We start from the raw sequence: 21,931 nt of genomic DNA, 5'->3' as shown, positions 1-21,931 counted from the left end.
ATGACGACGAGGACGCGCGACGGAGCGCGCGTGCCCTGCGCCGGGCAACGCGCCTGGGCACCTTGCTCTGCGCGCGCGCGCCGCGCATGGTGACACAATTGCGGGGTCTAGATCGCGGTGTTAGCGTGCGAAAGGGAGGGGGCGCATTGCGCCCACCGAACTCTTCATGCTGACGTTGACGGAGCTTGTCGATCGCGTCCGGACCTATCAGCCGGCTGCAGACGTCGATCTCATCGCCCGGGCCTACGCCTACAGCTCTGACGCTCACAAGGGGCAGACCCGCAAGAGCGGTGACCCTTACTTTTCCCACCCGGCCAGCGTCGCCGCGATCATCACCGAGCTCAAGCTGGACACGGCGAGCGTCTGCGCCGGGCTCTTGCACGACGTCGTCGAGGACACGCTCGCGACGACCACCGACATCGAGAACAGCTTCGGCCAGGAGGTGGCGTTCCTCGTCGACGGCGTGACGAAGCTCTCGAAGATCAACTTCGCTTCCAAGGAAGATCGGCAAGCCGAGAACTTCCGCAAGATGCTGGTGGCGATGGCGCGGGACATCCGCGTGCTCCTCGTGAAGCTGTGCGACCGCCTCGACAACATGCGGACGCTCGAGTTCATGAAGCCCGAGGCGCAGGACCGGATCGCCCGGGAGACGATGGATATCTACGCGCCGCTCGCGAACCGCCTCGGCATCGCGCGCTTCAAGAGCGAGCTCGAGGACCTTTCGTTCAGGTACATCGAGCCGGAAGCCTGGTCGGACCTCTCGCAGAAGGTCAAGACGACAGCGAAGGAGCGGGACAAGTACATCCACGAGGTCTCGAAGGTGCTCGCGGGCAAGCTCGCGGAGCAGGGGTTCGCGGTCGACGTCACCGGCCGCGCGAAGCACCTCTACTCGATCTGGCGCAAGATGCAGGCGCAGCAGTGCGATTTCGATCAAGTCTACGACGTCATCGCGTTTCGCGTGCTCGTCGAGTCGGTGGCGGACTGCTACGCGACGCTCGGCGTGATCCACTCGCAGTGGACCCCGGTACCCGGCCGCTTCAAGGATTACGTCGCGCTGCCCAAGCCGAACATGTACCAGTCGCTGCACACGACGGTCATCGGGCCCGGGCGCGAGCGGATCGAGATCCAGATCCGCACCCACGAGATGCATCGCGTCGCGGAGCAGGGCATCGCGGCGCACTGGAAGTACAAGGAGAACAACTCCGGCGGCATCGACCCGAAGGACGCCGCACGGTTCGGTTGGCTCCGCCAGCTGATGGAGTTCCAGAAGGAGCTCAAGGATCCGGCCGAGTTCCTGGAGAGCGTCAAGGTCGACCTGTTCCAGGACGAGGTGTACGTCTTCACGCCGAAGGGGGACGTGCGCGTCTTCCCCCGCGGCTCGACGCCCATCGACTTCGCGTACGCGATCCACACGCAGGTCGGCGAGCACTGCTCGGGGGCGCGGGTCAACGGCGCCATCGTCCCGCTCCGCTCGAAGCTCCGGAACGGCGACGTGGTCGAGGTGATGACCAACCCGAGCCAGCACCCTTCGAAGGACTGGCTCGATTACGTCACGTCCAGCCGCGCGCGCTCGAAGATCCGCAACTACCTGCGCACGGAACAGCGGGAGAAGTCGCTCAAGCTCGGCCGTGAGCTCCTCGAGAAGGAGATGCACCAGCGGAGCATGAGCCTGAGTCGCCTCACGAAGCACGAGGGCGAGCTGCGCAAGGTCATGGAGCGCTTCGGGGTCACCTCGGCCGACGAGCTCTTCATCTCGGTCGGCTATGGCAAGGTGAGCGTCCGCGCGGTGTGCGAGTTCCTCGCGCCCACGCCCAAGGAGAACGAGAAGGGCACGCCGACCCCGCCGCCCGAGTCGATCAAGGAGGGGCGCATCGAGTCGCTCGTCCGCAAGGTCACCGGGCGCGACAGCCACGGCATCCGGCTGAACGGCATCGACGACGTCCTCGTCCGCTACACGAAGTGCTGTAACCCGCTCCCAGGCGACGAGATCGTCGGCTTCATCACGCGCGGCCGCGGCATCACCGTCCACCGCCGTAACTGCGCCAAGGCGTTCGACACGGACCCGGAGCGCCGCGTGGAGATCTCCTGGGACGCGCGCGCGAAGATCAACCGCCCCGTGCAGATCAAGGTGATGACGGCGAACCGGCCGGGCATCCTCGCGACGGTCGGCCACACGTTCCACGAGCAGGGCATCAACATCAGCGAGGCGACCTGTCGCGCGGGCGACGACGGTCGGGCGATGAACACGTTCACGTTCCTGTGCTCCGACCTCGCGCAGCTGAAGAGCGTGATCCGGCGGCTGCAGCGGATCCCCGGCGTGATGGCCGTCGAGCGGACCTGAGCGGCGGGCCTCAGCGGCCGCGGCGAGCGCGCGCCGCGCTGCTCGTCCTGGGCGGCGCGCCCGCGGCGCTCGGTCCAGCCTCCGCCAGGGCGCGGGTGAGCGGACGGCCGAGGTCGCCCCCCGGCTCGTGTCGCGCGGCGATCTCCTGCACCTTGCGGACGAGCCGGGTCACGTCGTGGTGGCGGACCGGGGATCCAGCGGAGGCGCGATCACAAAAGAACGTGCGACACCCGAGGGGCCTCGCGGCGTAGATCGCGCAGCGGCCGGCGTCGGTGAGCATCGGGCACCGCCGCTCCGACGCCTGCGGCAGCGCGCGTCGCCGGCTCGGACCGCTCGCGGGCGCCCCCGACTCAAGCGCTCCCGCCCCGTCCGCTCGCACGATCCCCTCGAGCGCTCGGCGGCCCCCGCGAGCCGCGATCGCGCGCCGGACGGCAGCGAGCTCGACGGACGTCACGTACGGTTCGCGGCCCGTGATGCCGAACCGACAGCACTCGGTCGAGGCCTCGCACGTCCAGCCACTGAAGACCTCTTCCGCCTCGCGGTACACGGCCGAGAGCTCGATGAGCAGATCGGCTTCACGGACGGGTGGATCGAGGGGCGTGGTTCGACGCATTCGTTCGGAGGCGCTCTCGTGGTGATCGGACGTACTGCCAGCCCGAAGCGGCCGCGATGCCAGGGGAGGGGTGCGGAGCAGGGCGGAGCTTCAAGCAGCGACCCTAGTGCCACGCGGCGCCGCTGCGAAGCAGCAATCCGCCATCCTGACGGGCGCTCTGACGCAGGGCACCAGCGCCGTCCGTTCTGGAGCGAGCTGCCGCTGCGACCGCGGGGGGCGTCGGCGCTGTTCTCGGATGCGCGAGGCCGCGCGCTGGGCGGCGAGCGCGCACGCGCTATTCTCGCGCTGGATGCCGGTGCTGCGCCCGAAGCTTCGAGCCCTTGAGATCGTCGTCATCCAGGATGAGCGCCATGGCCGCGCGTTGACGTTGCGCGACACCGAGGGCATCGCGCCGTCTCCGGTCGTCGTTCCCGCCGCGAGCGCTGCCGTGCTCGCGCGCTTCGACGGGAGGCGATCGATCGACGAGATCGCGCGTGACGTCGCCCGGTCGACGGGCCAGCACGTGGACGCCGCCCACGTGTCGCAGCTGGCCGACGAGCTGGAACGCGCGTGGATGCTCGACAGCCCGCGATTCCACGCGCGCCGGCGGAGCGTCGTGCAATCGTTCGACGCGGCGCCGATCCGGGTGGCCGCGCACGCGGGCGGCGCGTACCACGGCGATCGACGGAAGCTCGCCGACTTCATCGAGCGAAAGTGCCTCCAGGTCGCGCGGCCGCAGGGCGGAGCGACGCGCGCTGCAGCGTCGCAAAGCGCGCCAACACGCATGGTCGGGCTCTGCGCGCCGCACATGGATCTCTGGCGCGCCGCGGCGGGCTACGGGCATGCCTATGCTGCGCTGGAGCAGGCGCTGGCGGGTCCAGGGCTCGAGCAGGTCGACACGTTCGTTCTGCTCGGGACGTCGCACGCCGCGATGCGCCGTCCGTACGCCGTCTGCGAGAAGACGTTCGCGACGCCGCTCGGTCCTCTCGATCCGGATCGAGAGATGATCGCGGAGCTCGCGGCGGCGAGCCGCTTCGACGTGCGCGAGGACCAGTACCTGCACAAGAACGAGCACTCGATCGAATTTCAGGCCGTGTTCGTGCGGCACCTCCTTGGCGGCCGCGCGGCGTCGATCGTACCCATCCTCTGCGGCCTCTCGGAGTGTCAGGCGCGGCGTCGCGACCCCGCGCAAGACGATGGTGCCGAGTCGTTCCTGAGGGCGCTCCGCGACGCCCTGGCGAAGCGCCCCGGTCGCGTCCTCGTCATCGCAGGAGCGGACCTCGCCCACGTCGGCCCGCGCTTCGGTGATCCCGCGCCCCTGGACGAGCGGCAGCGGACGGCGCTGCGCGACCGCGATCTCGCCTCGATCGAGCGCGCGACGTCGATCGACGCGCCGGGCTTCTTCGTCGACGTTGCTCGGGACCTCGCCAGCCGTCGCGTCTGCGGCCTCGGCCCCATCTACACGTTGCTGCGCGCGCTCCCGCCGTCGTCGCGCGGCGAGATGCTGCACTACGAGCAGTGCGTCGACCCCGAGGAGGGATCGATCGTCAGCCATACGTCTCTCGGATTTTACGGTTGAAGAGCCGCGCCTGGATGTCCGCCTGGCGCGCGCTGGCGCTTCGTCATCGAGCGCGCCGAGAGCCCCCCGCGCTGGCGCGACGCAGGGCTCCCGGTCGTGAAAGGGGCGTCACTCAGCCGCGCGGGACCCTGCGGCGCGCGATGTCGAGGCCGAGCCGGTCGGCCTCGCGGTAGATCGCCTGCCGCGACATGCCCAGGGCACGCGCAGCCGACGCGACGGAGCCGTTGGCCCGGGCGAGGGCGTCCTCGAGGCGGGCGCGCGCGAGCGAAGGATCCGTCGCGGGCGGGAGGTTCGGCTTCACCCGCGGGCCGCGCGCGAGCGATCCCGCGATCGGCGTGACGGAGAGCGGGCCGTCCGGCGCAGCCTGGGCTGCGGTCACGATGGCGGACTCGAGCTGCGGCACGCCGCCCGGCCAGCCGGCGCGGACGAGCGCCTCCAGGAGCTGCGGGGTGAAGCGGTCGAGGCCGATCGCGTTGCGCTCCGCGATGTCGCGCACGATGAGCGGCACGTCCTCGCGCCGCATCTCGAGCGTCGGGATCGTGATCCGCTTGCCAGAGAAGAGCGAAGCGAACCACGGCGCGACGCGCCCGTCGCCGGCGGCACGGTCGAGCGGCTGTCCGGTCGTCGCGATGATGCTGACGCCGTTCGAGCGACCGACCGAGTGCGCGATCTCCAGCTGCTGCGGGCGCGGCAGGCGATCGGCGTCGAGGACGAGCCATGTCATCGGTCGCGCGCCCGGCGGAATGGCCGGCTTCGTCTCGGCGCTGCCGTCGATGACCAGCGTCTCACCCAGGCCCTCGCGCACCGCTGCGGCGAGGCGAGCCAGCGTCCGCTTCCCGACCCCGGGCGCGCCCTCGATGCAGACGCTGGAGCCCGACTGCACGAGCTTCATCACCGGGTCGATCCAGTCCTTGCGCTGCTTCGAGCCGAACACCAGCGGGCCGAGCCGAGACGGCGCGCCGTCGTACAGCGCGAGGTGCCGCTCGACGAAGACCCCGAGCTGATGCCCGAGGCGCACCACGTCGCCGTGCATCACGCCGATGCGCCGGGCGCGGACGCCGTTCACCCACGTGCCGTCGTGGGTGTCCATGTCCTCGATGTAGCAACCGTCCGAACGGACGCTGATCTTCGCGTGCTCCGGCGCGATCCCTTCGCCCTCGATGCGCCCGTCGCGCGCGGCGCTGCCGATCACGGCGCCGTCCATGAGGCTCACGATCCGCGGCGGAGCGTCGAGCCCGATCAGGACGAGCCCCCACCCGCCGTCGTCATCCTGTCGCTTGGCGTGGACTCCGGACCGGTACTCTTTCTGAAGGACCGGCGCCGTTGTCTCCGCAACGTCCACTCGCAAAGCAGTCTGTTCGTTCATGCTCCCCCCAAGTCCAAAGGACCTGCCTGGTCGACCCAGGCCAACCAAGAGCGCGCCGAGTGGCGGGCACCCTTATGATGTAAGAGCCCCCCACACGGTGCCGCTGTCGCGAACGCGAAGGCTTTTGTGAGCGGCACCGTGCGCGGTGCTGCTTGGCGAGCCCCCTCGCTCGCAATGGCCACACAATACTCGACCAGAGCGGCCGTGCAACCTGCCGGCGACGGAAGTTTTGAGGTTTTGTTGTTGAGAGCTTGACTCCCACCACGCCGATTGGTACTCATCCGCCACGCATCGACGGAGCGAACCTCCGGTGATGACCCGGCGCGAATCAGGATTTTTCTGACAAACGCCTTCAGATGTGGTTTCTGAATTAAGTGATTGACATCTGCGGGAGTAACTCAGTGGTAGAGTGCAACCTTGCCAAGGTTGACGTCGCGGGTTCAAATCCCGTCTCCCGCTCCACGACATAGGCTCTGCGACAGCGAGCAGACCCTGCGAGGCCGGTGTGACCCACCGGCCTCTGTGTTTTGTTCAACGTTTCGCTCAACGTTTTGCTCAACCGCTCGGCGCGGTGGCGTCGTGGGAACGCACGGGGCGATGCGCCAGGCGGCGGGCCTGTGATACGAGGATTCGCCTCATGTCCGCTCCGCTCCACGAGCGCCTGCGCCTGCTTGCCCATAGCCTCGAGCGGCAGTTCCTGGGCAAGGACGAGATCATCCGCCTGCTCATGATCGCGGTCGTCGCGGGCGAGCACTGCGTGCTCCTCGGCCCGCCGGGGACCGCGAAGAGCGCGCTCATCCGCACGCTCGCAGAGCTGATGCAGGCGCGGTACTTCGAGTACCTGCTCACGCGCTTCACCGAGCCGAACGAGATCTTCGGTCCGGTCGACATCGGTGCTTTTCGCGAGGGGGTCTACCGCCGGAACACCTCGGGGATGCTCCCCGAGGCGGAGATCGTCTTCCTCGACGAGGTCTTCAAGTCGAACAGCGCCATCCTGAACGCGCTGCTCACGCTGCTGAACGAGCGCAAGTTCGCGAGCGGCGGCCAGGTGCTCCGCTGCCCGCTCATCAGCGTCTTCGCTGCCTCGAACGAGGTGCCCGGCGACGAGACGCTGACCGCGATCTTCGACCGCTTCCTCCTGCGGGTGCAGTCCGACAACCTCGACGCCTACCACTTCAGCGAGCTGCTCCAGCGCGGCATCCAGCAGGAGATCCGGCACATGGCCGGCGAGCCGCTTCGCCCGCTCGTCGCGGCGCGCGAGCTCGCCGAGCTCGGCCGAGGGTTCGGCGCGCGGATGAACTTCGGCGATGCGTTCCTATCGGCCTACAAGGGGCTGGTGTTCCAGATCCGCGCCGAAGGGATATCGCTCTCGGATCGTCGTGTCGTGAAGATGCTCAAGCTCTTCGCGGCGAGCGCTTACCTCGATGGCCGCCAGACGACCGACGCGAGCGACTTCTTCGTGCTCAAGCACATCTGGAACAACCAGGATCAGGCGGCGATCCTCGAGGGCATCGTGCAGCCGGTGCTCGAGGCCTTCTTTCGCGAGCACCCGGATCGCCGCCGCGTCGGCGCGCTCGGCGTCGGGGTGGAGGCGCTCGCCGCGGAGATCGATCGGATCCGGCAGATCCTCACGGGCGGCGCCTCGCTCGGCGACGTCCAGCTGTTCAGTCAGCTGAAGGCGCTCGGCGAGATCAAACAGGCGCTCGCCGGCATCAACGACGCTCGCGCCCGCGAGCTCGAGGCGCGCGTGTCTCAGCTGCTCGAGGCTTCGTTTCGGAGCGGACGTTTCGCGCAGATCTAGCGGCGCCCGGTCCGGGCGCGGCCGGCGCGGCGACGTCCGTCCTGGAGCGTGCCGTCCTCCCGGCCGGGCTCCGGGCAGGCGTGCTCGGAGCGGCGTCGGTCCTGGAGCGAGCCGTCCTCCCAGCCGGGCTCCGGGCGGAGGTGCTCGGGGCGGCGTCGGTCCTGGAGCGAGCCATCCGCCCGGCCGGGCCCTGACCAGGTGCGCTCGGGGCGTCGGCGTTGGCTCTGGAGCGAGCCCTCGGCTGTGCCGGTCCCCGGCCGCGCGTGGCCGCACCACCGGCTTCCTGTGTAGGCCGAGGTGACGCCTTCGCGCCTGACCGGGCCGAGCTGGCCGTGCGGCGGTGGTCGACCGGACCCGACGACGCGCCCATCATCGCGCCGCGGATCCGCTTGGGCACGCCGAACGCCTCGCGGATGTGGAGGAGCTCATCCACCGTCAAGGCGCGCCACTCTCCCGGCCGGAGTCCTTCCGAGCTCACGCCGGCGAACGTCGTCCGGGCCAGGCGCATCACGGGCCAGCCGGTCGCCTCGCCCATGCGCCGGATCTGCTGGTTGCGGCCCTCGCGGAGGGTCACCTCGATCCACGTCTTGTCGCCCTCGTGGCGGAGCAGCCGCGCCTCGGCCGGCAGCGTGACGCCATCTTCGAGTCGGATCCCCTCGCGCCACGGCGTGAGATCGTCGTCGCTCATGACGCCCTGGACCTTCAGGACGTAGGTCTTCGGCACGCCGCCGCGCGGATGGAGCAGCGCGTTGGCGAAGTCGCCGTCGTTCGTCATGAGGAGGATGCCGCTCGTCGCGAAGTCGAGCCGACCCACGGGGTAGAGCCGCGCGCCCGTGCCGCGCACGTGGTCGGCGACCGTCGGGCGCCCCTCGGGATCGCGCAGCGTCGAGACGACGTTCCGCGGCTTGTGCAGCGCGACATAGACCGGCGCCTCGGAGACGAGGCGCTTGCCGTCGACCTCGATGCGGTCCTTTTGCCGGTCGGCCTTCAAGCCGAGCTCGGTCACGACGCGCCCGTTCACGCGCACCCGCCCGGCGAGGATGAGCTCCTCCGATGCGCGGCGCGAGGCGACGCCGGCGCGCGAGATGATCTTCTGCAGACGTTCTTCCATGGTGTGCTCGGGGACCTACGCCGACGCGATGGTGTCGGCCGACGGCACTGATAAGCACGCCCCTCGCGCCGCGTCGACCGACCTGGGCGGTACGCAGCTGGGATCCGAGGCCTACGCCGGCGCGCCTGCCCTGGCGAACACCTGCGGCGGCAGGAGCACCTGTGCGCGCTTGCGCCGTCAGGGCAGGGGGCGAGGTTGACCCCACCTCGGCTCGAAGGAGGCGCGCTCTATTTCTTCTTGTCGCTGGGGGGCGCCGCGCTCCCGCTCTCGCCCGCGGCCTCGTTCGCCTTGTCCGCGGCCGCCTGATCTTCCGCAGCCTTCTTCGCGGCTGCAGCGGTGGCCTCCTCTTCTTTCTTGCGCTCGTCGTCCTCGAAGCGGCGCTTCAGCTCGTTGTCGTGATCCCACCGATCGACCCGCTCGTCGGCGTCGATGTCCACGCCCATCCGCTCGAGCCGCCCCATGCGGTAGATCTCCCAGACGTCCGGCTTGCCGTCGCGGTTCGTGTCGCGCTTGATGCGCGCGAGCTTGCCGCCGCTGTAGTACTTCCACTCGTCGGGGTTGCCGTCGCGATCGGAGTCGACCTTCACCTCGGCCAGCCTTCCACCGGCGAACGTGAGCCATGTGTCGATCCGGCCGTCGTAGTTCGAGTCGGACTCCTCGTGAAGGCTCTCGCCCTTGTCGTTGTACTTGCGGACGACGTCCTTCACCCCGTCGAAGTTGGTGTCGATCTCGCGGCAGACGAGCGCCCTCTGGCGGTCTTCGCCGGTGCCCACGATCTGCCAGACGCGCCTCACGTTGGGCTGGATCGCGCCTGGCCCGGCGGTCTCGCTCGTCTCGCGATCTTCTTTGCCCTTCCAGTCGCACATCGAGCGATCGTCGATGCTGCCGTCGGCGTTGCGAGCCGCCTCGACCCTCGGCGCCTTCGCGCCTTCGAACCCTGGATCCGAGCCGCACGCCGCGCCGAGCAGGCTGAGCGTGGCCAGCGCGATGTGCGCTTGTCTCCTCATGTCACGGTCCCTTCTTGGCGGCCGGCTGGCCAGGCACGGAGCCCGCGGGCGCGGTGGTCGCCGATGCAGCCGCGCCGGCGGGGGCAGGGGTGGGCGCGGCGGTCGTCGATGCAGCCGCGCCCGCGGCGGGGGCAGCTGCGGCGTTCGGCGCCCCGGCGGCCGCAGGCTGCCCTGCGCCCGCCCCACCCTCCGGGGGCGTGGCGCCGCCCGGCGGGGGCACGGGCGCTCTCGGCGCGCCGTACGACTCGGCGCAGAGATCCACCACGCTTCCGGGATCGGCCTTGCCGTCGGCGTTCTGATCGCTCGCCACGACCGCGCACTTCGCGTCGTTCGGGTTGTTGAACTGCCACCACTGGTCGACGATCCCATCGCCGTCGGAGTCGCGCTCGCGGCGCGCGAGGCGCGGACCCTCGTAGTAGTCCCAGGTGTCGAGCTTGTCGTCGAAGTTGGTCTCGCGCTCCTTCAACACGACGGCGCCGCGCTCGTAGTGAGCGATCTCGTCGGCCCGCCCGTCGCGGTCGAAGTCCGATTCGCGCCGCCGCTCCACCCCCTTGCCGTCGTAGTAGATGAAGGCGTCGATCGCGCCGTCCAGGTTCAGATCGACGACCCGACAGACCTCCCGGCCGTCTTGCTTCACGTGGATGATGTCGGGTATCCGGTCGCCGTTCACATCGACCTTCTCCGCAGAGGCGGAGTCCTTGTCGCAGGGCTCGTGGACGACCGCCGTGTCCCGTTCGCTGGCGGAGCCCTTCGCGCTCGAGGGTTCCGGCGTCGAGGACGCGCAGGAGGCGACCGAAATGGTGATCAGGGCCACAAGCGAGCACCTGGACGACCGCCAGGTGAGCGGGAATCGCGTCATCAAGAGATTCCTCCGGCCAGCCCGGAACCCTCGGGACAGAAGCTCGACGCGCCGGGCGAGCCGTCCCGACGCGGACCAGCTTCAAGCCGCAGTCTAGACCGCGGCCCGCGCGCACATCAAGAAGCCCACTAAACGCGACGGACGCGACGGACGCGACGGACGACGGACGCGACCCGCGGCCCAGCCCGGCCGATCCCTGAACCCCGGCGAGCGCGGTGGCGCCATTCCGATTGACATCATACGTACCGGCATCTAGGGTAACGTCTTGTCAGTCGTACCCTTCGAGACTGGCGGGTTACCCCCCCGGGCGTGACATGTCGCGGAAGAAAGTCTCGACGACCATCTACATCACGCCCGAGCAGGCCGAGCGGCTGAAGATCCTGCACGAACGCACCAAGGTCCCGATCGCCGTCTACATCCGCGAAGGGATAGATATGGTCCTCAAGCACTACGAGCACGTGCTGCCAGGGCAGATGTCCCTGGAGAGCCCGCCGGTCGCCGCGCCGCCGATCCCGAAGAAATGACCGGCGCCGGGGGCCGCAAGGCTCTGGGCCTGGGATGCTGGGCGCCGGTCGCTCGTGGATAGCTTCGCGGCGCGGGTCGCGCTAGGAGCAGCCACGCCGCGGTCCACCATTTCCCGCGGCGCTCGTAGAGCCGCGCGCCGCGGCTCGCTCCCCCGGAGGGGCCCGGACGTTCCCGTCCGCTCCCTCGCATTTCGATCGAGGCCGCGCGCTGCGGCCGCTAACGCTGGTCAGGTCGCCGCGCCCTGAAGCTCGCTATGCCTGTTGATTCCAAGCTCATCCGCAACTTCTCGATCATCGCCCACATCGACCACGGCAAGTCCACGCTCGCCGACCGCATCCTCGACGCGACCGGGGCGCTCACCGCCCGCGAGCAGAAGGAGCAGTTCCTCGACAAGATGGACATCGAGCGCGAGCGGGGGATCACGATCAAGGCCCAGACCGTTCGCCTGGATTACACCGCGAAGGACGGCCAGACGTACCGGCTGCACCTCATCGATACGCCCGGGCACGTCGACTTTAATTACGAGGTCTCGCGCAGCCTCCAGGCGTGCGAGGGCGCGCTGCTCGTCGTCGATGCCACCCAGGGCGTCGAGGCGCAGACCCTCGCGAACGTCTTCCTCGCCCTGGACAACAACCTCGCGATCCTCCCGGTCCTCAACAAGATCGACCTCCCCTCGGCCGACGTCGAGCGGACGACCCGCGAGATCGAGGACGTCATCGGCCTCGACTGCTCCGGCGCCATCCCCGCCAGCGCCAAGACGGGGATCGGCATCGCGGAGATCCTCGAGGCGGTGGTCGCGCGCATCCCGGCGCCGAAGGGCGACCTGAACGCGGCGCCCCGCGCCCTCATCTTCGACAGCTGGTACGACAGCTACCGCGGCGCGGTCGTCATGGTGCGCGTCGTCGACGGCATCATCCGGAAGGGCCAGAAGGTCCGCTTCATGGCGACCGGCCGCGACTACGAGGTCACGGAGATGGGCGTGTTCACGCCCCACGCGACCGCCATCACCGAGCTCGGGCCAGGGGAGGTCGGCTTCCTCGTCGGCAACATCAAGAGCGTCGTCGACACGAAGATCGGCGACACGGTGACCGACGCCGTCCACCCGGCGACGACGCCGCTTCCCGGCTTCAAGGAGGTCAAGCCGATGGTCTTCGCCGGGATCTTCCCGACGGACTCGGCCCAGTACGAGGACCTCCGCGACGCCCTGTCGAAGCTCCACATGAACGACGCGGCGTTCGTCTTCGAGCCCGACACCTCCGAGGCGCTCGGGTTCGGCTTCCGGTGCGGCTTCCTCGGCCTGCTCCACATGGAGATCATCCAGGAACGGCTGGAGCGCGAGTACAACCTCGACCTCATCACGACCGCGCCGAGCGTCGTCTACCACTGCTACCTGAACGACGGCTCGATGAAGTCGATCGAGAACCCCGCGAAGCTCCCGCCGCCGAACCTCACCGATCGCATCGAGGAGCCGATCTTCCGGATGACCGTCCACGTGCCGTCGACGTACGTCGGCGCGGTCCTCGCCCTGTGCCAGGAGCGGCGCGGTGAGCAGAAGTCGATCCAGTACGCCTCGTCCGACCGCGTGATCATCACCTACGACATGCCCCTCAGCGAGGTGCTCTTCGACTTCCACGACAAGCTGAAGAGCGTGTCGCGGGGCTACGCGTCGATGGACTACGAGCTCGTCGGGTACCGCGCCGACGATCTCATCAAGCTGGACATGCTGGTGAACGGCGACCCGCTCGACGCCCTCAGCGTCATCGTGCACCGCGACAAGGCGTACGCCCGGGGCCGAGACCTGGCGGTGAAGCTCAAGGACATCGTGCCGCGCCAGCAGTACGAGGTCGCGATCCAGGCGGCGATCGGATCGAAGGTCATCGCGCGGACGACCGTGAAGGCGATGCGCAAGGACGTGACCGCCAAGTGCTATGGCGGCGACATCAGCCGCAAGCGCAAGCTCCTCGAGAAGCAGAAGGAGGGCAAGAAGCGGATGAAGATGGTCGGGAGCGTCGAGATCCCGCAGGAGGCGTTCCTCGCCATCCTGAAGATCGACTGACGCGCGGGGGCGCTGGTCACCGCGCGCCGCGCGGCCACGCGAGCGTGGCGGCGCGCGGCGCGCGCTCGTATAAGCCGCCCATGCAGCCCGCCCCCGTCCGGCCGCGCGAGCTCCGCGCGGCGTCCCCTGCCTTCGCCCTCGCCCTCGGCCTCGCCGTCCTCGCGTGCGACGATCAGCGCGCCACGGCGCCTCAAGCGTCCGCCTCAGCCTCCGCGCCGTCGGGCGCGGACAGCGCGGCGCCGGCCCCGAGCGCCGCGGCGGCCCCCGCGGCCATGGAGGCCGCGAAGCGGGATTTGCCGCCGCGGCCGATCCCGATCGGGTCGAGCGGGCCGATCCAGCCGAGCGCGCCGGCGGAGCAGCAGATGATGGCGATCCAGTACACGCTCGCCATGGTGTCGCCGCGGTCGACCGACCCGCTCGTCGACAAGGCCTACCTCGAGGGCATCCTGCCGAAGCTCGCCGCGGCGGTGCGCACCGCCGACAAGGGCAAGACCCCGCCGAACCCCGCCAAGGCGACCAAGGGGAACAGGAAGATCGAGGTCGACATGGGCAAGGGGTGCACCGAGCGCACCCCGTCCAACCTGCTCGCGCAGCGGGCAGGCTCCTCTCTGAAGGAGGCGTACGACGCGGGGATCCTCGTCGTCTCCTGCCACGACGACCGATGGGAGTGCCACCAGTCGACGCGGGATCCGAGCGACGTCCTGTGCCACGCAGCGCCGCGGCGCTGAGCGTGGTATGGGCTGCGCCTGCCATGCAGGAGACGCTTGCCTACTCGGTCCCCGACGCCAACGCCCTCCCTCGAATGGGTCCGCTCGCCGAGATGCTCGTCGAGCTGAACCGCGAACGCCCGCCGCTCGCCCGGCTCCACCACGACGCCACCGTCGCGTTCGGTCCGACGATGCGCGTCGAGCGTTTCGCCCTCGGGAACGGGCTCAAGGTGCTCGTGCTCGTCGACCCCTCGGCGCCCGTGGTCTGCCTGCAGACCTGGTTCGGCGTCGGCTCGCGCCATGAGCGCGTGGGCAAGACCGGCATCGCCCACCTCTTCGAGCACCTCATGTTCGGCGAGACGGAGAGCGTCGCCCACGGCGCGTTCGACCGGATGCTCGAGGAGGCCGGCGCCGAGACGAACGCGGCGACGTTCCTCGACTGGACCTACTACCACACGAACCTGCCGAAGGACGCGCTCGCGCTCACCCTCCGCCTCGAGGCGGAGCGCATGGCGCGGCTCGTCCTCCGCGATCCGCAGGTGTCGAGCGAGAAGGAGGTCGTCGCCAACGAGCGGAGGCAGCGGGTCGACGACGACGTCGACGGGGCGGTGAGCGAGCTGCTCTACAAGGAGGCGTTCACCAAGCACGCCTACGGGTGGCCGACCATCGGCTGGATGGAGGACATCAAGGGCTTCACGACCGAGGACTGCGTCGAGTTCTACCGGACGTATTACGCCCCCAACAACGCGGCGCTGGTCATCGTCGGCGACGTCGCGCTCGACGAGGCGCTGCGCGGGGTGCAGGACCACTACGGCGCGCAGGAGCCCTCGAAGATCCCGGTCGAAGAGGTGTGCCCCGAGCCGCCGCAGATCGCGGAGCGCCGCGCCGAGGTGGTGAAGCCGACCGCCACGCACAAGGTCGCGATCGGCTATCACTCGCCGGCGCTCGGCGATTTCGACCATGCGCCCCTCGCCCTGCTGAACGAGATCCTCTTCTCCGGGCGGTCGTCGCGCGTGCACCGGGCGCTCGTTCAGGAGCAGGAGATCGCGAGCGAGGTCCGGGGCTGGGTCGGCTCGTTCCGCGATCCTGCGCTCTACGACATCTATCTCTCGGCCCGCGGCGAGCACACCGGCGAGGCGCTGCTCGCGGCCCTCGAGCCGCTCCTGGAGGCGGTGCGCCGCGCCCCCGTTACCGAGGCGGAGCTCGATCGCGCGAAGGCGCGCATCGAGCTCTCGGTCCTGCAAGGGCTCGAGACCGTCGCCGGCAAGGCAGAGCAGATCGGCTTCTACGAGACGGTGCTCGGCGATCCCGCCGCCCTGTTCGAGCGGCTCGCCGCCTACCGGCGGGCGACCGTGGGGGATCTGCTGCGTGTGGCGCGGCGCTACCTGGTGAGCTCGGCGCGGACGGTGATCCACGTGATCCCGGACGGGACGAGCGACGAGGACGACGAGGACGGGACGGACGGGGAGAGCGAGGAGGCATCGTGAGCCAGAGCGTGAAGAGCGGCCTCGCCTGGGGCGCCGAGGGGCAGGGCAGGGGAGCGACGGGCGGTCGCGTGGCGCCCCGCGACGGCGCGGTGCTCGTGGAGACGAGCCACGCGCTCCCCATCGTCAGCATCGTGGTCGCGTTCTCCTCCGGCTCGGCGCACGATCCGGCCGGGCGCGAGGGGCTCGCGCGCATCACGGCGCGCATGCTCCGCCGCGGCGCGGAGGGCTACAGCGCGAACGAGATCGAGGAGACGATCGACGCGCTCGGCGGGGAGTTCGGCACCGACGTGGCGACGAGCGCGACGACAGTGCATTTCGAGGTGATCAAGCGCTCGCTCGATCGGTTCGTCGAGCTCGGGGCCACGCTCCTCGCGCGCCCCACGTTCTCGCCGCCCGAGCTCGCGCGGCTCCTGCGGGAGGCCGAGGCTGAGCTCATCGAGGCGCGCGACAGCGATCGCTCGCTCTGCAGCCGCGCCTTCCGGCGGACCCTGTTCGCCGGGCACCCCTACGGCCGCCGCATCGCGGGGACCATCCCGACGCTGCGGGAGATCACGCGCGACGACGTCGCCGCGTTCTATGCGCGGCACTACACCCGGCGCAACGCCATCGTCGCCATCTCGGGCGACATCGAGCCCGGCGAGGCGCACGGGGTCGCCGAGCGCCTCCTGTCCGGCCTGCCCGAGGGCGAGGCGATCCCGGATCCGGTGACGGATCCCGGAGCGAGGCCCGGGCGTTGCCTCGTGTTCGTCGACAAACCCGAGCGGACGCAGACGCAGATGGTCATCGGCGGGCTCGGCACCGACGCCCACGACCCCGATCACATGGCGCTCCTGGTCGCGAACACCGCCTTCGGAGGCACCTTCTCGTCGCGGCTGATGCAGGAGGTACGCGCGAAGCGTGGCTGGTCCTACGGCGCCTCGTCGCGCGCGGGCTTCGATCGGCACCGCGACGCGTTCACCATGTGGACCGCGCCCGCGGCGCAGGACGCCGCCGCCTGCCTCTCCCTGCAGCTCGGGCTGCTCGAGGCGCTGCGGCGCGATGGGATCACCGAGGACGAGCTCACGTTCGTGAAGCGCTACCTCGTCCGCTCGCACGCGTTCGAGATCGACACCGCGAGGAAGCGCGTGCACCAGAAGCTCGACGAGCTCCTGTACGATCTGCCGGAGGGGTACCACGAGACCTACCTGAAGCGGATCGAGGACGTCACGCTAGCGGAGGCGAACGCCGCGGTGCGGCGCCGGATCTCGGAGGACGATCTGGTGATTGGCGTCGTCGGCACGCATGAAGAGATCGGCGAGGCGATCGCCGCGGCCGTCCCGAAGCTGGCCGAGGTGAAGGTCGAGCCGTACGATCTCGAGTAGCCGGCGCCGCGCCGAGGGCGATCACGTCGCGGCGCGCAGGCCGCGAGACCCGGGCGCGCGCCGTCTCGGGCGGTCTCACCCCGCGGCGGCGAGGCCTCGGCGCTGGCGACGCCGGCGGCCTGTCCGAGCGGCGTCGGACGACCGGGAGCGCGATCGGAACCGCCCATCGGCCGCTGGCATCCAAGGCGCTGCTCCTTCGCGAGATCGCGGCAGGGATCGCGGCCCGCTCCAGGATCACCGGCGCCTCCGGCCGCGATCGCTCAGCGCGCGCCGCGTGATGCCTGCCACGGCGCACCTTGCGCCGGCTCGCGAGGGCGAACGAGGGGAGCTCGCGATGAAGGCACGAACCATCCACGCGCCGGTCCTTGCGGCGGTGACCGCGCTGTCCGGGCCCGCTGCCGCGGCGGTCCCCGTCACGATCACCCACCAGGGTCGCCTCTTCGATTCGGTGGGCCAGCCCATCGACGACACGCTCGACGTGGTGTTCGCGTTCTACGACGCGCCCGACGCGCCCGTGCCCGTCTGGAGCGAGCTCCACACCATCACGTTCGACCAAGGCTATTTCTCGGTCGACCTCGGCGAGCTCGCGCCCGTCGACAAGCCGGTCTTCGACGGCGCGGCGCGCTACCTGGGGATCACCGTGGGGGACGACCCCGAGATGGTGCCCCGCGCCAAGATCGCGAGCGTTCCGTATGCGCTCCAGGCCAGCAACGTCGCGGGGGACATCACGCCGAACTCGATCTCCATCGGCGGTCGCCTCGTCATCGACAGCAGCGGCGTGTGGGTCGGCGATCCGATCGGCCTGCAGGGCGCGCCGGGGCCGGCGGGCCCGCCCGGCGCGGCCGGCCCGCTCGGTCCGAGCGGTCCGGCTGGGCCGCCTGGGCCGCCTGGGCCGCCTGGCGCCGCCGGGCCCCCGGGGGCGGAGGGGCCGCAGGGACCTCCTGGTGTCATCTCGAGCACCTACGTTTCCGCCGCGGGTGCCGCCCCTCAGAAATCGCTGCAGTTCCTGGCTGCGCCCGCGACCGTGAGCGTGACCGCTTCGGGGCAGCGCGTCGTCGTCGTCTCCAACAAGGCGCTCGGCGCCGCGTCGACCCCGGCGGACCAGCTCCACCTCTGGATCTGCTCTCAGCAGCTCTCGCCTCTCGGGGAGCTCAGCCCAGAGGGGACGGGCGTCTATGCGGTCCAGGTCCCGGCGCACACCCGCATCACCATGGGGCTGAGCGCAGTGCTGTCGCCGCCCCCAGGCCAGTACAACGTCGGCCTATGCGGGAAGTCCGATAGCCCCTTCTGGACCAACAACGACTATTCGTACACCTCCGCTGTCGTCTCGATGCAGTAAGGTCGGGCTGGGCGGCCAACCTCGCGCGCCGCGAGGCGGGCGGCGCCTGCCCTCCGATCGCCACCATGCAGAAGGAGCTGATGACCCCGGCGGCGATCCTGCTAGGCAGCCTCTTCATCGCAGCAGGGCTCTACCTCGGGCTGCAGCGTCCGCCGCCGCCACCTGCGCTTCCGTCGGCCAGCGTGGAGCCCTCGACAGCGCGCGCGGGCGCGCTGCCTGCGACCGCGGGCGCGCCCGCTCCTTCGCTGCCTGTGCCTCACCCCGCGTCGGTAGGGGCCTCGCCTGTGACGAGCGAGCTCTACAAGCGTGTCGAGGGGGATGCCGCCAAGGGGCTCGAAGGGCGCCGATCGCTCTTCGTGAAGCAGTGCTGGGAGCCTTCGCTCAGGAAGAACCCGGCTCCGGCGCGCGCCAGGTACATCTTCAACATGACCTTCGATGCGTCCGGGAACGAGATCGCCCGCGGCATCAGCGAAGTACGAGGGATGGATCGTCCCGACGCGGCGCAATGCCTCCGGATGATGCCGCTCGAGCTCGTCGTGCCGCCGCCCGGAACGCGCGTCTCCGTCGAGATCGAGATGACCCTGCCGTGAGCGCGCCGTGGCTGTGAGCGCGCCCTCGCCACGGAGGCCGTGATGCAACGATGCCTCTCCGCCGTTTGGTCCGCGATGGGCGGTGGGCTAAGGTCACGCCGTGCCTTGGCTTGCCGAGCTCGCCCTGCACCTCTCCCGCGCGCTGCACCTCGTGGTCCTGGCGATCGCGCCCACGTGGCTCTCGCCTGAGCCGCTCCCGGCCGGCGCGCTCGCCCTCTCGGGATCGCTCTCGGCGGCCGCGCTCGCCGCGGCGCTCGGCTTGTCGGCGTGGTTCGCCGCGCGGCTCGATACCCGGCTCGCCAGGAACGGCGCGGCGCTGCTGTGGATCGCGCTCGCCGCAGCGCTCGCGGCCACGCTCTACTACCGCGGGCCTCGCGCGCCGCTCGCGCAGGGGGTCGTGTTCGTCGCCGTTCCCCTGTGGGCGGCGCTCGCGACCCTCGCCGCCGCCGCCGCGGAGCGCTGGCTCGGATCGAGCTTCAAGCACCGGCGCATGGGGGCCGCGATCGCCGTGATCGGCCTCGGCGTCGTCCAGCTGAACGGCGCAGCGCCCCTGCTCGGGTCGCGCGAGCGGATGTGGTGGGCGGCGCTGCGCCGCGACGGCGCACACCTGCGCGCGATCGACGAGCTCACGAGGCCGCTCCGCGAGCGGCGCAAGCTCGACGAGCTCGACGGCGTCGCGGCGCGCTGCCTGAGGATGCACCCCGCCGCCGCCGCGCCCGCCGCGCCGGCCACGTGCGCCTGCCTCGCGCTGCGCGCCGAGGCGAGGCTGCACGCCCGCAACGCTGGCGCCGCCCTCCGCGACGCGGAGTCCGCGCGCGAGCGGTGCCCGGAGCAGAGCGGCACGCGCGCGGTCCTGGCCGAGGCGCTCGCCGTCGCCGGCCGCCCCGAGCGTGCCGAGGCCGAGGCGCGGGCCGCGCTGGAGGAGGGCGGCGACCCGTCGCGGCTCCGCTATGCGCTCGCGCTCGCGCTCGAGCGCGCGGGTCGCCAGGCCGAGGCCAGGGCCGAGGCGGATCGCGCGATCGAGGCCGGCGCCGGCCGGAAGGCGCAGCTCCTCGCGGGGGCGCTCGCGATCCTGGCCGGAGATCTCGACGGGGCGAAGGCGCGCCTCACGCCGCTCGCCGAGCAGGATCCCTCGGACGCCGAGGTGCTCTACAACCTCGCGCTCATCGCCGACAAGCGCGGCGACTACAACGGCGCACGTCAAGGCTACCTTGCCGCCCTGAAGGCCGAGCCCAGGAGCGCCGATGCGCGCTACAACCTCGCGCTCCTGACGTTCCGTGCGGGCATCGCCGAGGAGTCGCGCCACCACGTCCGCAAGTTCCTCGACGCGTTCCCGGACGATCCGCGGGGCAGCCAGCTCGCGCAGGCGACGGGCACGCCGCTCGGCAAGACGTACACGACCGACAAGACGGACAAGGCCGACGGCGGCGCGCTTCCAGGCCGGCCGGCCGAGCGGCGGTCTCTGCAGGAGCCCGCCGCCGCGAGCTCGGGTCCTCGCTAGCTTTCGCCGCGAAGCGTCGCAAACGTCGCAAACGTCGCAAATGCAGGGCGCGGGGGATGGCGGGGCTTCTACGCCATTTCATGCCGTCGGTCCCCGTTCACTTTTGCATGGCGCGAACGTGACCCTGGACGACGACCTGTGTTATTCCAGAAGGTCTGGGAGGCTGCGTGACACCCGCCGCGGGGAACACCGTTGCCGATCGCTTCCGCCTGGTGCGTCCGCTCAGGCAAGGCGGGATGGGTTCGGTGTGGCTCGCTCAGCACCTCGGCCTCGACATCCCGTGCGCGATCAAGTTCATGAACGCGCAGGGCGTCTCCAAGGAGGTGCGGCACCGGTTCGAGCGTGAGGCGAAGGTCGCCGCGCAGATCCGCAGCCCGCACGTCGTGCAGATCCTCGACCACGGCGTCTGGCAGGGGACGCCGTACATCGCGATGGAGTACCTCGAGGGGGAGGACCTCGACACCCGCATCCAGCGCGTGGGGCGGCTCGACCCGCACGACACCATGGCGATCACGGCGCAGGTGGCGCGCGCCCTCACCAAGGCTCACGCGAGCGGCCTGGTCCATCGCGATCTCAAGCCGGCCAACATCTTCCTCGTCCGGGACGACGACAGGGAGATCGCCAAGGTGCTCGATTTCGGCATCGCGAAGGACAGCACGCCGCAGGTCACCTCCACCACGAAGACCGGCTCGCTGCTCGGGACGCCCGCGTACATGAGCCCGGAGCAGGCGCAGGGCACCAAGCGCATCGATCACCGCTCGGATCTCTGGTCGCTGGCCGTCGTCGTGTTCGAGTGCCTCACCGGCAAGCTCCCGTTCAACAGCGAGGCATTCGGCGATCTGCTCCTCAAGATCATGGTCAAGCCGCTGCCCGTGCCGTCGCAATTCGCGCCCGTGCCGCCTGGCTTCGACGCCTGGTGGGCCCGCGCGGCGTCGCGCGAGCCCGACGCGCGGTTCCAAAGCGCGAAGGAGTTCTGCGACGCGCTCGCGCTCGCGCTCGACATCGCGAGCGAGAGCTTCGAGTCCAGGACGAGCATCGTCGGCCCGTTCCGCGTGTCCGGCGAGCGCATCTCGGTGGAGCTCGGGTTCGCGCCACGATCGAGGGAGAGCGCGGCGCTCCCCGACGCGGGGCCCGACAGCGCGGCGCCTTCGTTCGGGGACGCGGTCACGCTGATCGCCTCGGCGGACGGCGAGGCTGCGCGGACCTCGGCTGGGCCCGGCGCGACGGTGGCCTCGCCAGGAGCCGCGGAGGCCGCGTCCGCGATGGCCGGCCGCCAGATGCGGCCGCAGACCACCAGCGCGCTGGTCTCGGTGGTGTCTCCCCCGGCGCGACGGCCGGTCGTCGGACGCGCGCTCGCCGCCGTGGCGGCGGGCGCGGTCGCTCTCATGGCCGTCGCGTTCTTCGCCCTGCGCGGCGGGAGCCCTGACGCGACGGGGCAACCGCTCGCGCAGCCGGCTCCCACGGCTTCGGTGGCCGATGCGCCGCGGGGGCCCGACGTCGTGGCGCCGGCCACCGCCTCCGCGCAGGCGCCGGAGCCGCCCCCCTCTGTGGCCTCGACGGCTGCGGCCTCGGCGACGGCGTCTGCGACGCCGGCGAGCGGCCCGCGTGCGCCATCGGCTCAGCCCGCTCAGGCGAAGCCGCGCTCCCCCGCGCCGCCGGGGAGCGTCCGCCGCAAGCCGAAGCCGACGGACTTCGGCATCTGACGTTCA

At 70.6% G+C, this 21,931-nt stretch carries 17 protein-coding genes and 1 tRNA gene; 13 read left to right on the top strand and 5 right to left on the bottom strand.

Annotated elements, in window-relative coordinates:
• Positions 1-166: 166 nt before the first annotated feature.
• On the top strand, positions 167-2,341 hold the full coding sequence (locus WME95_RS21680) for a RelA/SpoT family protein (protein ID WP_437554329.1): 2,175 nt from the start codon (positions 167-169) through the stop codon (positions 2,339-2,341).
• Between the two features lie 10 nt (positions 2,342-2,351).
• Here WME95_RS21680 and WME95_RS21675 read toward each other — a convergent pair whose 3' ends face one another.
• A complete protein-coding gene (locus WME95_RS21675; protein WP_437910372.1) occupies positions 2,352-2,954 on the bottom strand; it encodes a YkgJ family cysteine cluster protein in 603 nt (200 codons plus the stop codon).
• 70 nt (positions 2,955-3,024) lie between these two features.
• On the opposite strand from WME95_RS21675, the gene amrB reads away from it, so the two are divergent.
• Positions 3,025-4,512 carry an AmmeMemoRadiSam system protein B gene (amrB, locus tag WME95_RS21670; RefSeq protein WP_437910371.1) on the top strand — a complete coding sequence of 496 codons (1,488 nt, stop codon included), beginning with the start codon at positions 3,025-3,027 and terminating at the stop codon, positions 4,510-4,512.
• A gap of 112 nt (positions 4,513-4,624) precedes the next feature.
• On the opposite strand, the gene WME95_RS21665 is transcribed toward amrB, so the two are convergent.
• The gene (locus tag WME95_RS21665; protein WP_437554323.1) at positions 4,625-5,854 is read right to left on the bottom strand and encodes an FHA domain-containing protein; all 1,230 of its coding nucleotides are present in this window, start codon (positions 5,852-5,854) and stop codon (positions 4,625-4,627) included.
• 411 nt (positions 5,855-6,265) lie between these two features.
• Between WME95_RS21665 and WME95_RS21660 the strand changes: the two genes are divergently transcribed.
• Positions 6,266-6,340, top strand: a tRNA-Gly gene (locus WME95_RS21660).
• 175 nt (positions 6,341-6,515) lie between these two features.
• On the top strand, positions 6,516-7,679 hold the full coding sequence (locus WME95_RS21655; RefSeq protein WP_012236471.1) for an AAA family ATPase: 1,164 nt from the start codon (positions 6,516-6,518) through the stop codon (positions 7,677-7,679).
• Here the strand turns inward: WME95_RS21655 and WME95_RS21650 are convergent.
• From WME95_RS21650 to WME95_RS21640, 3 genes are all read right to left on the bottom strand, one after another.
• The gene (locus tag WME95_RS21650) at positions 7,591-8,790 is read right to left on the bottom strand and encodes a pseudouridine synthase (RefSeq protein ID WP_437910370.1); all 1,200 of its coding nucleotides are present in this window, start codon (positions 8,788-8,790) and stop codon (positions 7,591-7,593) included. The two genes, WME95_RS21655 and WME95_RS21650, sit on opposite strands and share 89 nt — an antisense overlap.
• Before the next feature lie 227 nt (positions 8,791-9,017).
• Positions 9,018-9,797 (bottom strand): hypothetical protein, encoded by a 780-nt coding sequence (locus WME95_RS21645; RefSeq protein ID WP_437910369.1) that lies wholly within the window; start codon positions 9,795-9,797, stop codon positions 9,018-9,020.
• A gap of 1 nt (position 9,798) precedes the next feature.
• Positions 9,799-10,656 (bottom strand): hypothetical protein, encoded by an 858-nt coding sequence (locus WME95_RS21640; RefSeq protein ID WP_437910368.1) that lies wholly within the window; start codon positions 10,654-10,656, stop codon positions 9,799-9,801.
• Between the two features lie 314 nt (positions 10,657-10,970).
• On the opposite strand from WME95_RS21640, the gene WME95_RS21635 reads away from it, so the two are divergent.
• The 9 genes from WME95_RS21635 (at position 10,971) to WME95_RS21595 (ending at position 21,925) form a co-directional block, all read left to right on the top strand.
• A complete protein-coding gene (locus tag WME95_RS21635) occupies positions 10,971-11,180 on the top strand; it encodes a ribbon-helix-helix domain-containing protein (RefSeq protein WP_012236467.1) in 210 nt (69 codons plus the stop codon).
• A 254-nt stretch (positions 11,181-11,434) separates the two neighbouring features.
• Entirely contained in the window at positions 11,435-13,237 is a 1,803-nt protein-coding gene (gene lepA / locus WME95_RS21630) for a translation elongation factor 4 (protein WP_437554314.1), read from the top strand.
• Positions 13,238-13,317: 80 nt separating this feature from the next.
• Entirely contained in the window at positions 13,318-13,965 is a 648-nt protein-coding gene (locus WME95_RS21625) for a hypothetical protein (RefSeq protein WP_437910367.1), read from the top strand.
• 23 nt (positions 13,966-13,988) lie between these two features.
• A complete protein-coding gene (locus WME95_RS21620) occupies positions 13,989-15,431 on the top strand; it encodes a M16 family metallopeptidase (RefSeq protein ID WP_437554310.1) in 1,443 nt (480 codons plus the stop codon).
• Positions 15,428-16,792, top strand: a complete 1,365-nt coding sequence (locus tag WME95_RS21615) for a M16 family metallopeptidase (RefSeq protein WP_437910365.1) — start codon at positions 15,428-15,430, stop codon at positions 16,790-16,792. Before WME95_RS21620 ends, WME95_RS21615 begins: the two co-directional genes overlap by 4 nt.
• A gap of 334 nt (positions 16,793-17,126) precedes the next feature.
• Positions 17,127-18,131 carry a collagen-like protein gene (locus tag WME95_RS21610; protein WP_437910363.1) on the top strand — a complete coding sequence of 335 codons (1,005 nt, stop codon included), beginning with the start codon at positions 17,127-17,129 and terminating at the stop codon, positions 18,129-18,131.
• Positions 18,132-18,196: 65 nt separating this feature from the next.
• A complete protein-coding gene (locus WME95_RS21605) occupies positions 18,197-18,721 on the top strand; it encodes a hypothetical protein (protein ID WP_437910361.1) in 525 nt (174 codons plus the stop codon).
• Between the two features lie 100 nt (positions 18,722-18,821).
• Positions 18,822-20,222, top strand: coding sequence for a tetratricopeptide repeat protein (locus WME95_RS21600; protein WP_437910359.1), 1,401 nt, complete (start codon positions 18,822-18,824; stop codon positions 20,220-20,222).
• A gap of 167 nt (positions 20,223-20,389) precedes the next feature.
• Positions 20,390-21,925: a protein kinase domain-containing protein gene (locus WME95_RS21595; RefSeq protein ID WP_437910357.1), complete on the top strand. Its 1,536-nt coding sequence runs from the start codon at positions 20,390-20,392 to the stop codon at positions 21,923-21,925.
• Positions 21,926-21,931 lie beyond the last annotated feature (6 nt).

The sequence above is a fragment of the Sorangium sp. So ce327 genome (assembly GCF_051530205.1).
Taxonomy (GTDB): domain Bacteria; phylum Myxococcota_A; class Polyangia; order Polyangiales; family Polyangiaceae; genus Sorangium; species Sorangium cellulosum_B.
Note: the sequence above shows the minus strand (reverse complement) of the source record. Positions and strands in the feature narration are given on the sequence as shown.

Bases quoted from the DNA above. Each gene is read 5' to 3' on its own strand.
- WME95_RS21645 (WP_437910369.1), bottom strand. From the start codon at position 9,797: ATGAGGAGACAAGCGCACATCGCGCTGGCCACGCTCAGCCTGCTCGGC.
- WME95_RS21675 (WP_437910372.1), bottom strand. From the start codon at position 2,954: ATGCGTCGAACCACGCCCCTCGATCCACCCGTCCGTGAAGCCGATCTG.
- WME95_RS21610 (WP_437910363.1), top strand. From the start codon at position 17,127: ATGAAGGCACGAACCATCCACGCGCCGGTCCTTGCGGCGGTGACCGCG.
- WME95_RS21635 (WP_012236467.1), top strand. From the start codon at position 10,971: ATGTCGCGGAAGAAAGTCTCGACGACCATCTACATCACGCCCGAGCAG.
- WME95_RS21640 (WP_437910368.1), bottom strand. From the start codon at position 10,656: ATGACGCGATTCCCGCTCACCTGGCGGTCGTCCAGGTGCTCGCTTGTG.
- WME95_RS21650 (WP_437910370.1), bottom strand. From the start codon at position 8,790: ATGGAAGAACGTCTGCAGAAGATCATCTCGCGCGCCGGCGTCGCCTCG.
- WME95_RS21620 (WP_437554310.1), top strand. From the start codon at position 13,989: ATGCAGGAGACGCTTGCCTACTCGGTCCCCGACGCCAACGCCCTCCCT.
- WME95_RS21680 (WP_437554329.1), top strand. From the start codon at position 167: ATGCTGACGTTGACGGAGCTTGTCGATCGCGTCCGGACCTATCAGCCG.
- WME95_RS21605 (WP_437910361.1), top strand. From the start codon at position 18,197: ATGCAGAAGGAGCTGATGACCCCGGCGGCGATCCTGCTAGGCAGCCTC.
- lepA (WP_437554314.1), top strand. From the start codon at position 11,435: ATGCCTGTTGATTCCAAGCTCATCCGCAACTTCTCGATCATCGCCCAC.
- WME95_RS21655 (WP_012236471.1), top strand. From the start codon at position 6,516: ATGTCCGCTCCGCTCCACGAGCGCCTGCGCCTGCTTGCCCATAGCCTC.
- WME95_RS21625 (WP_437910367.1), top strand. From the start codon at position 13,318: ATGCAGCCCGCCCCCGTCCGGCCGCGCGAGCTCCGCGCGGCGTCCCCT.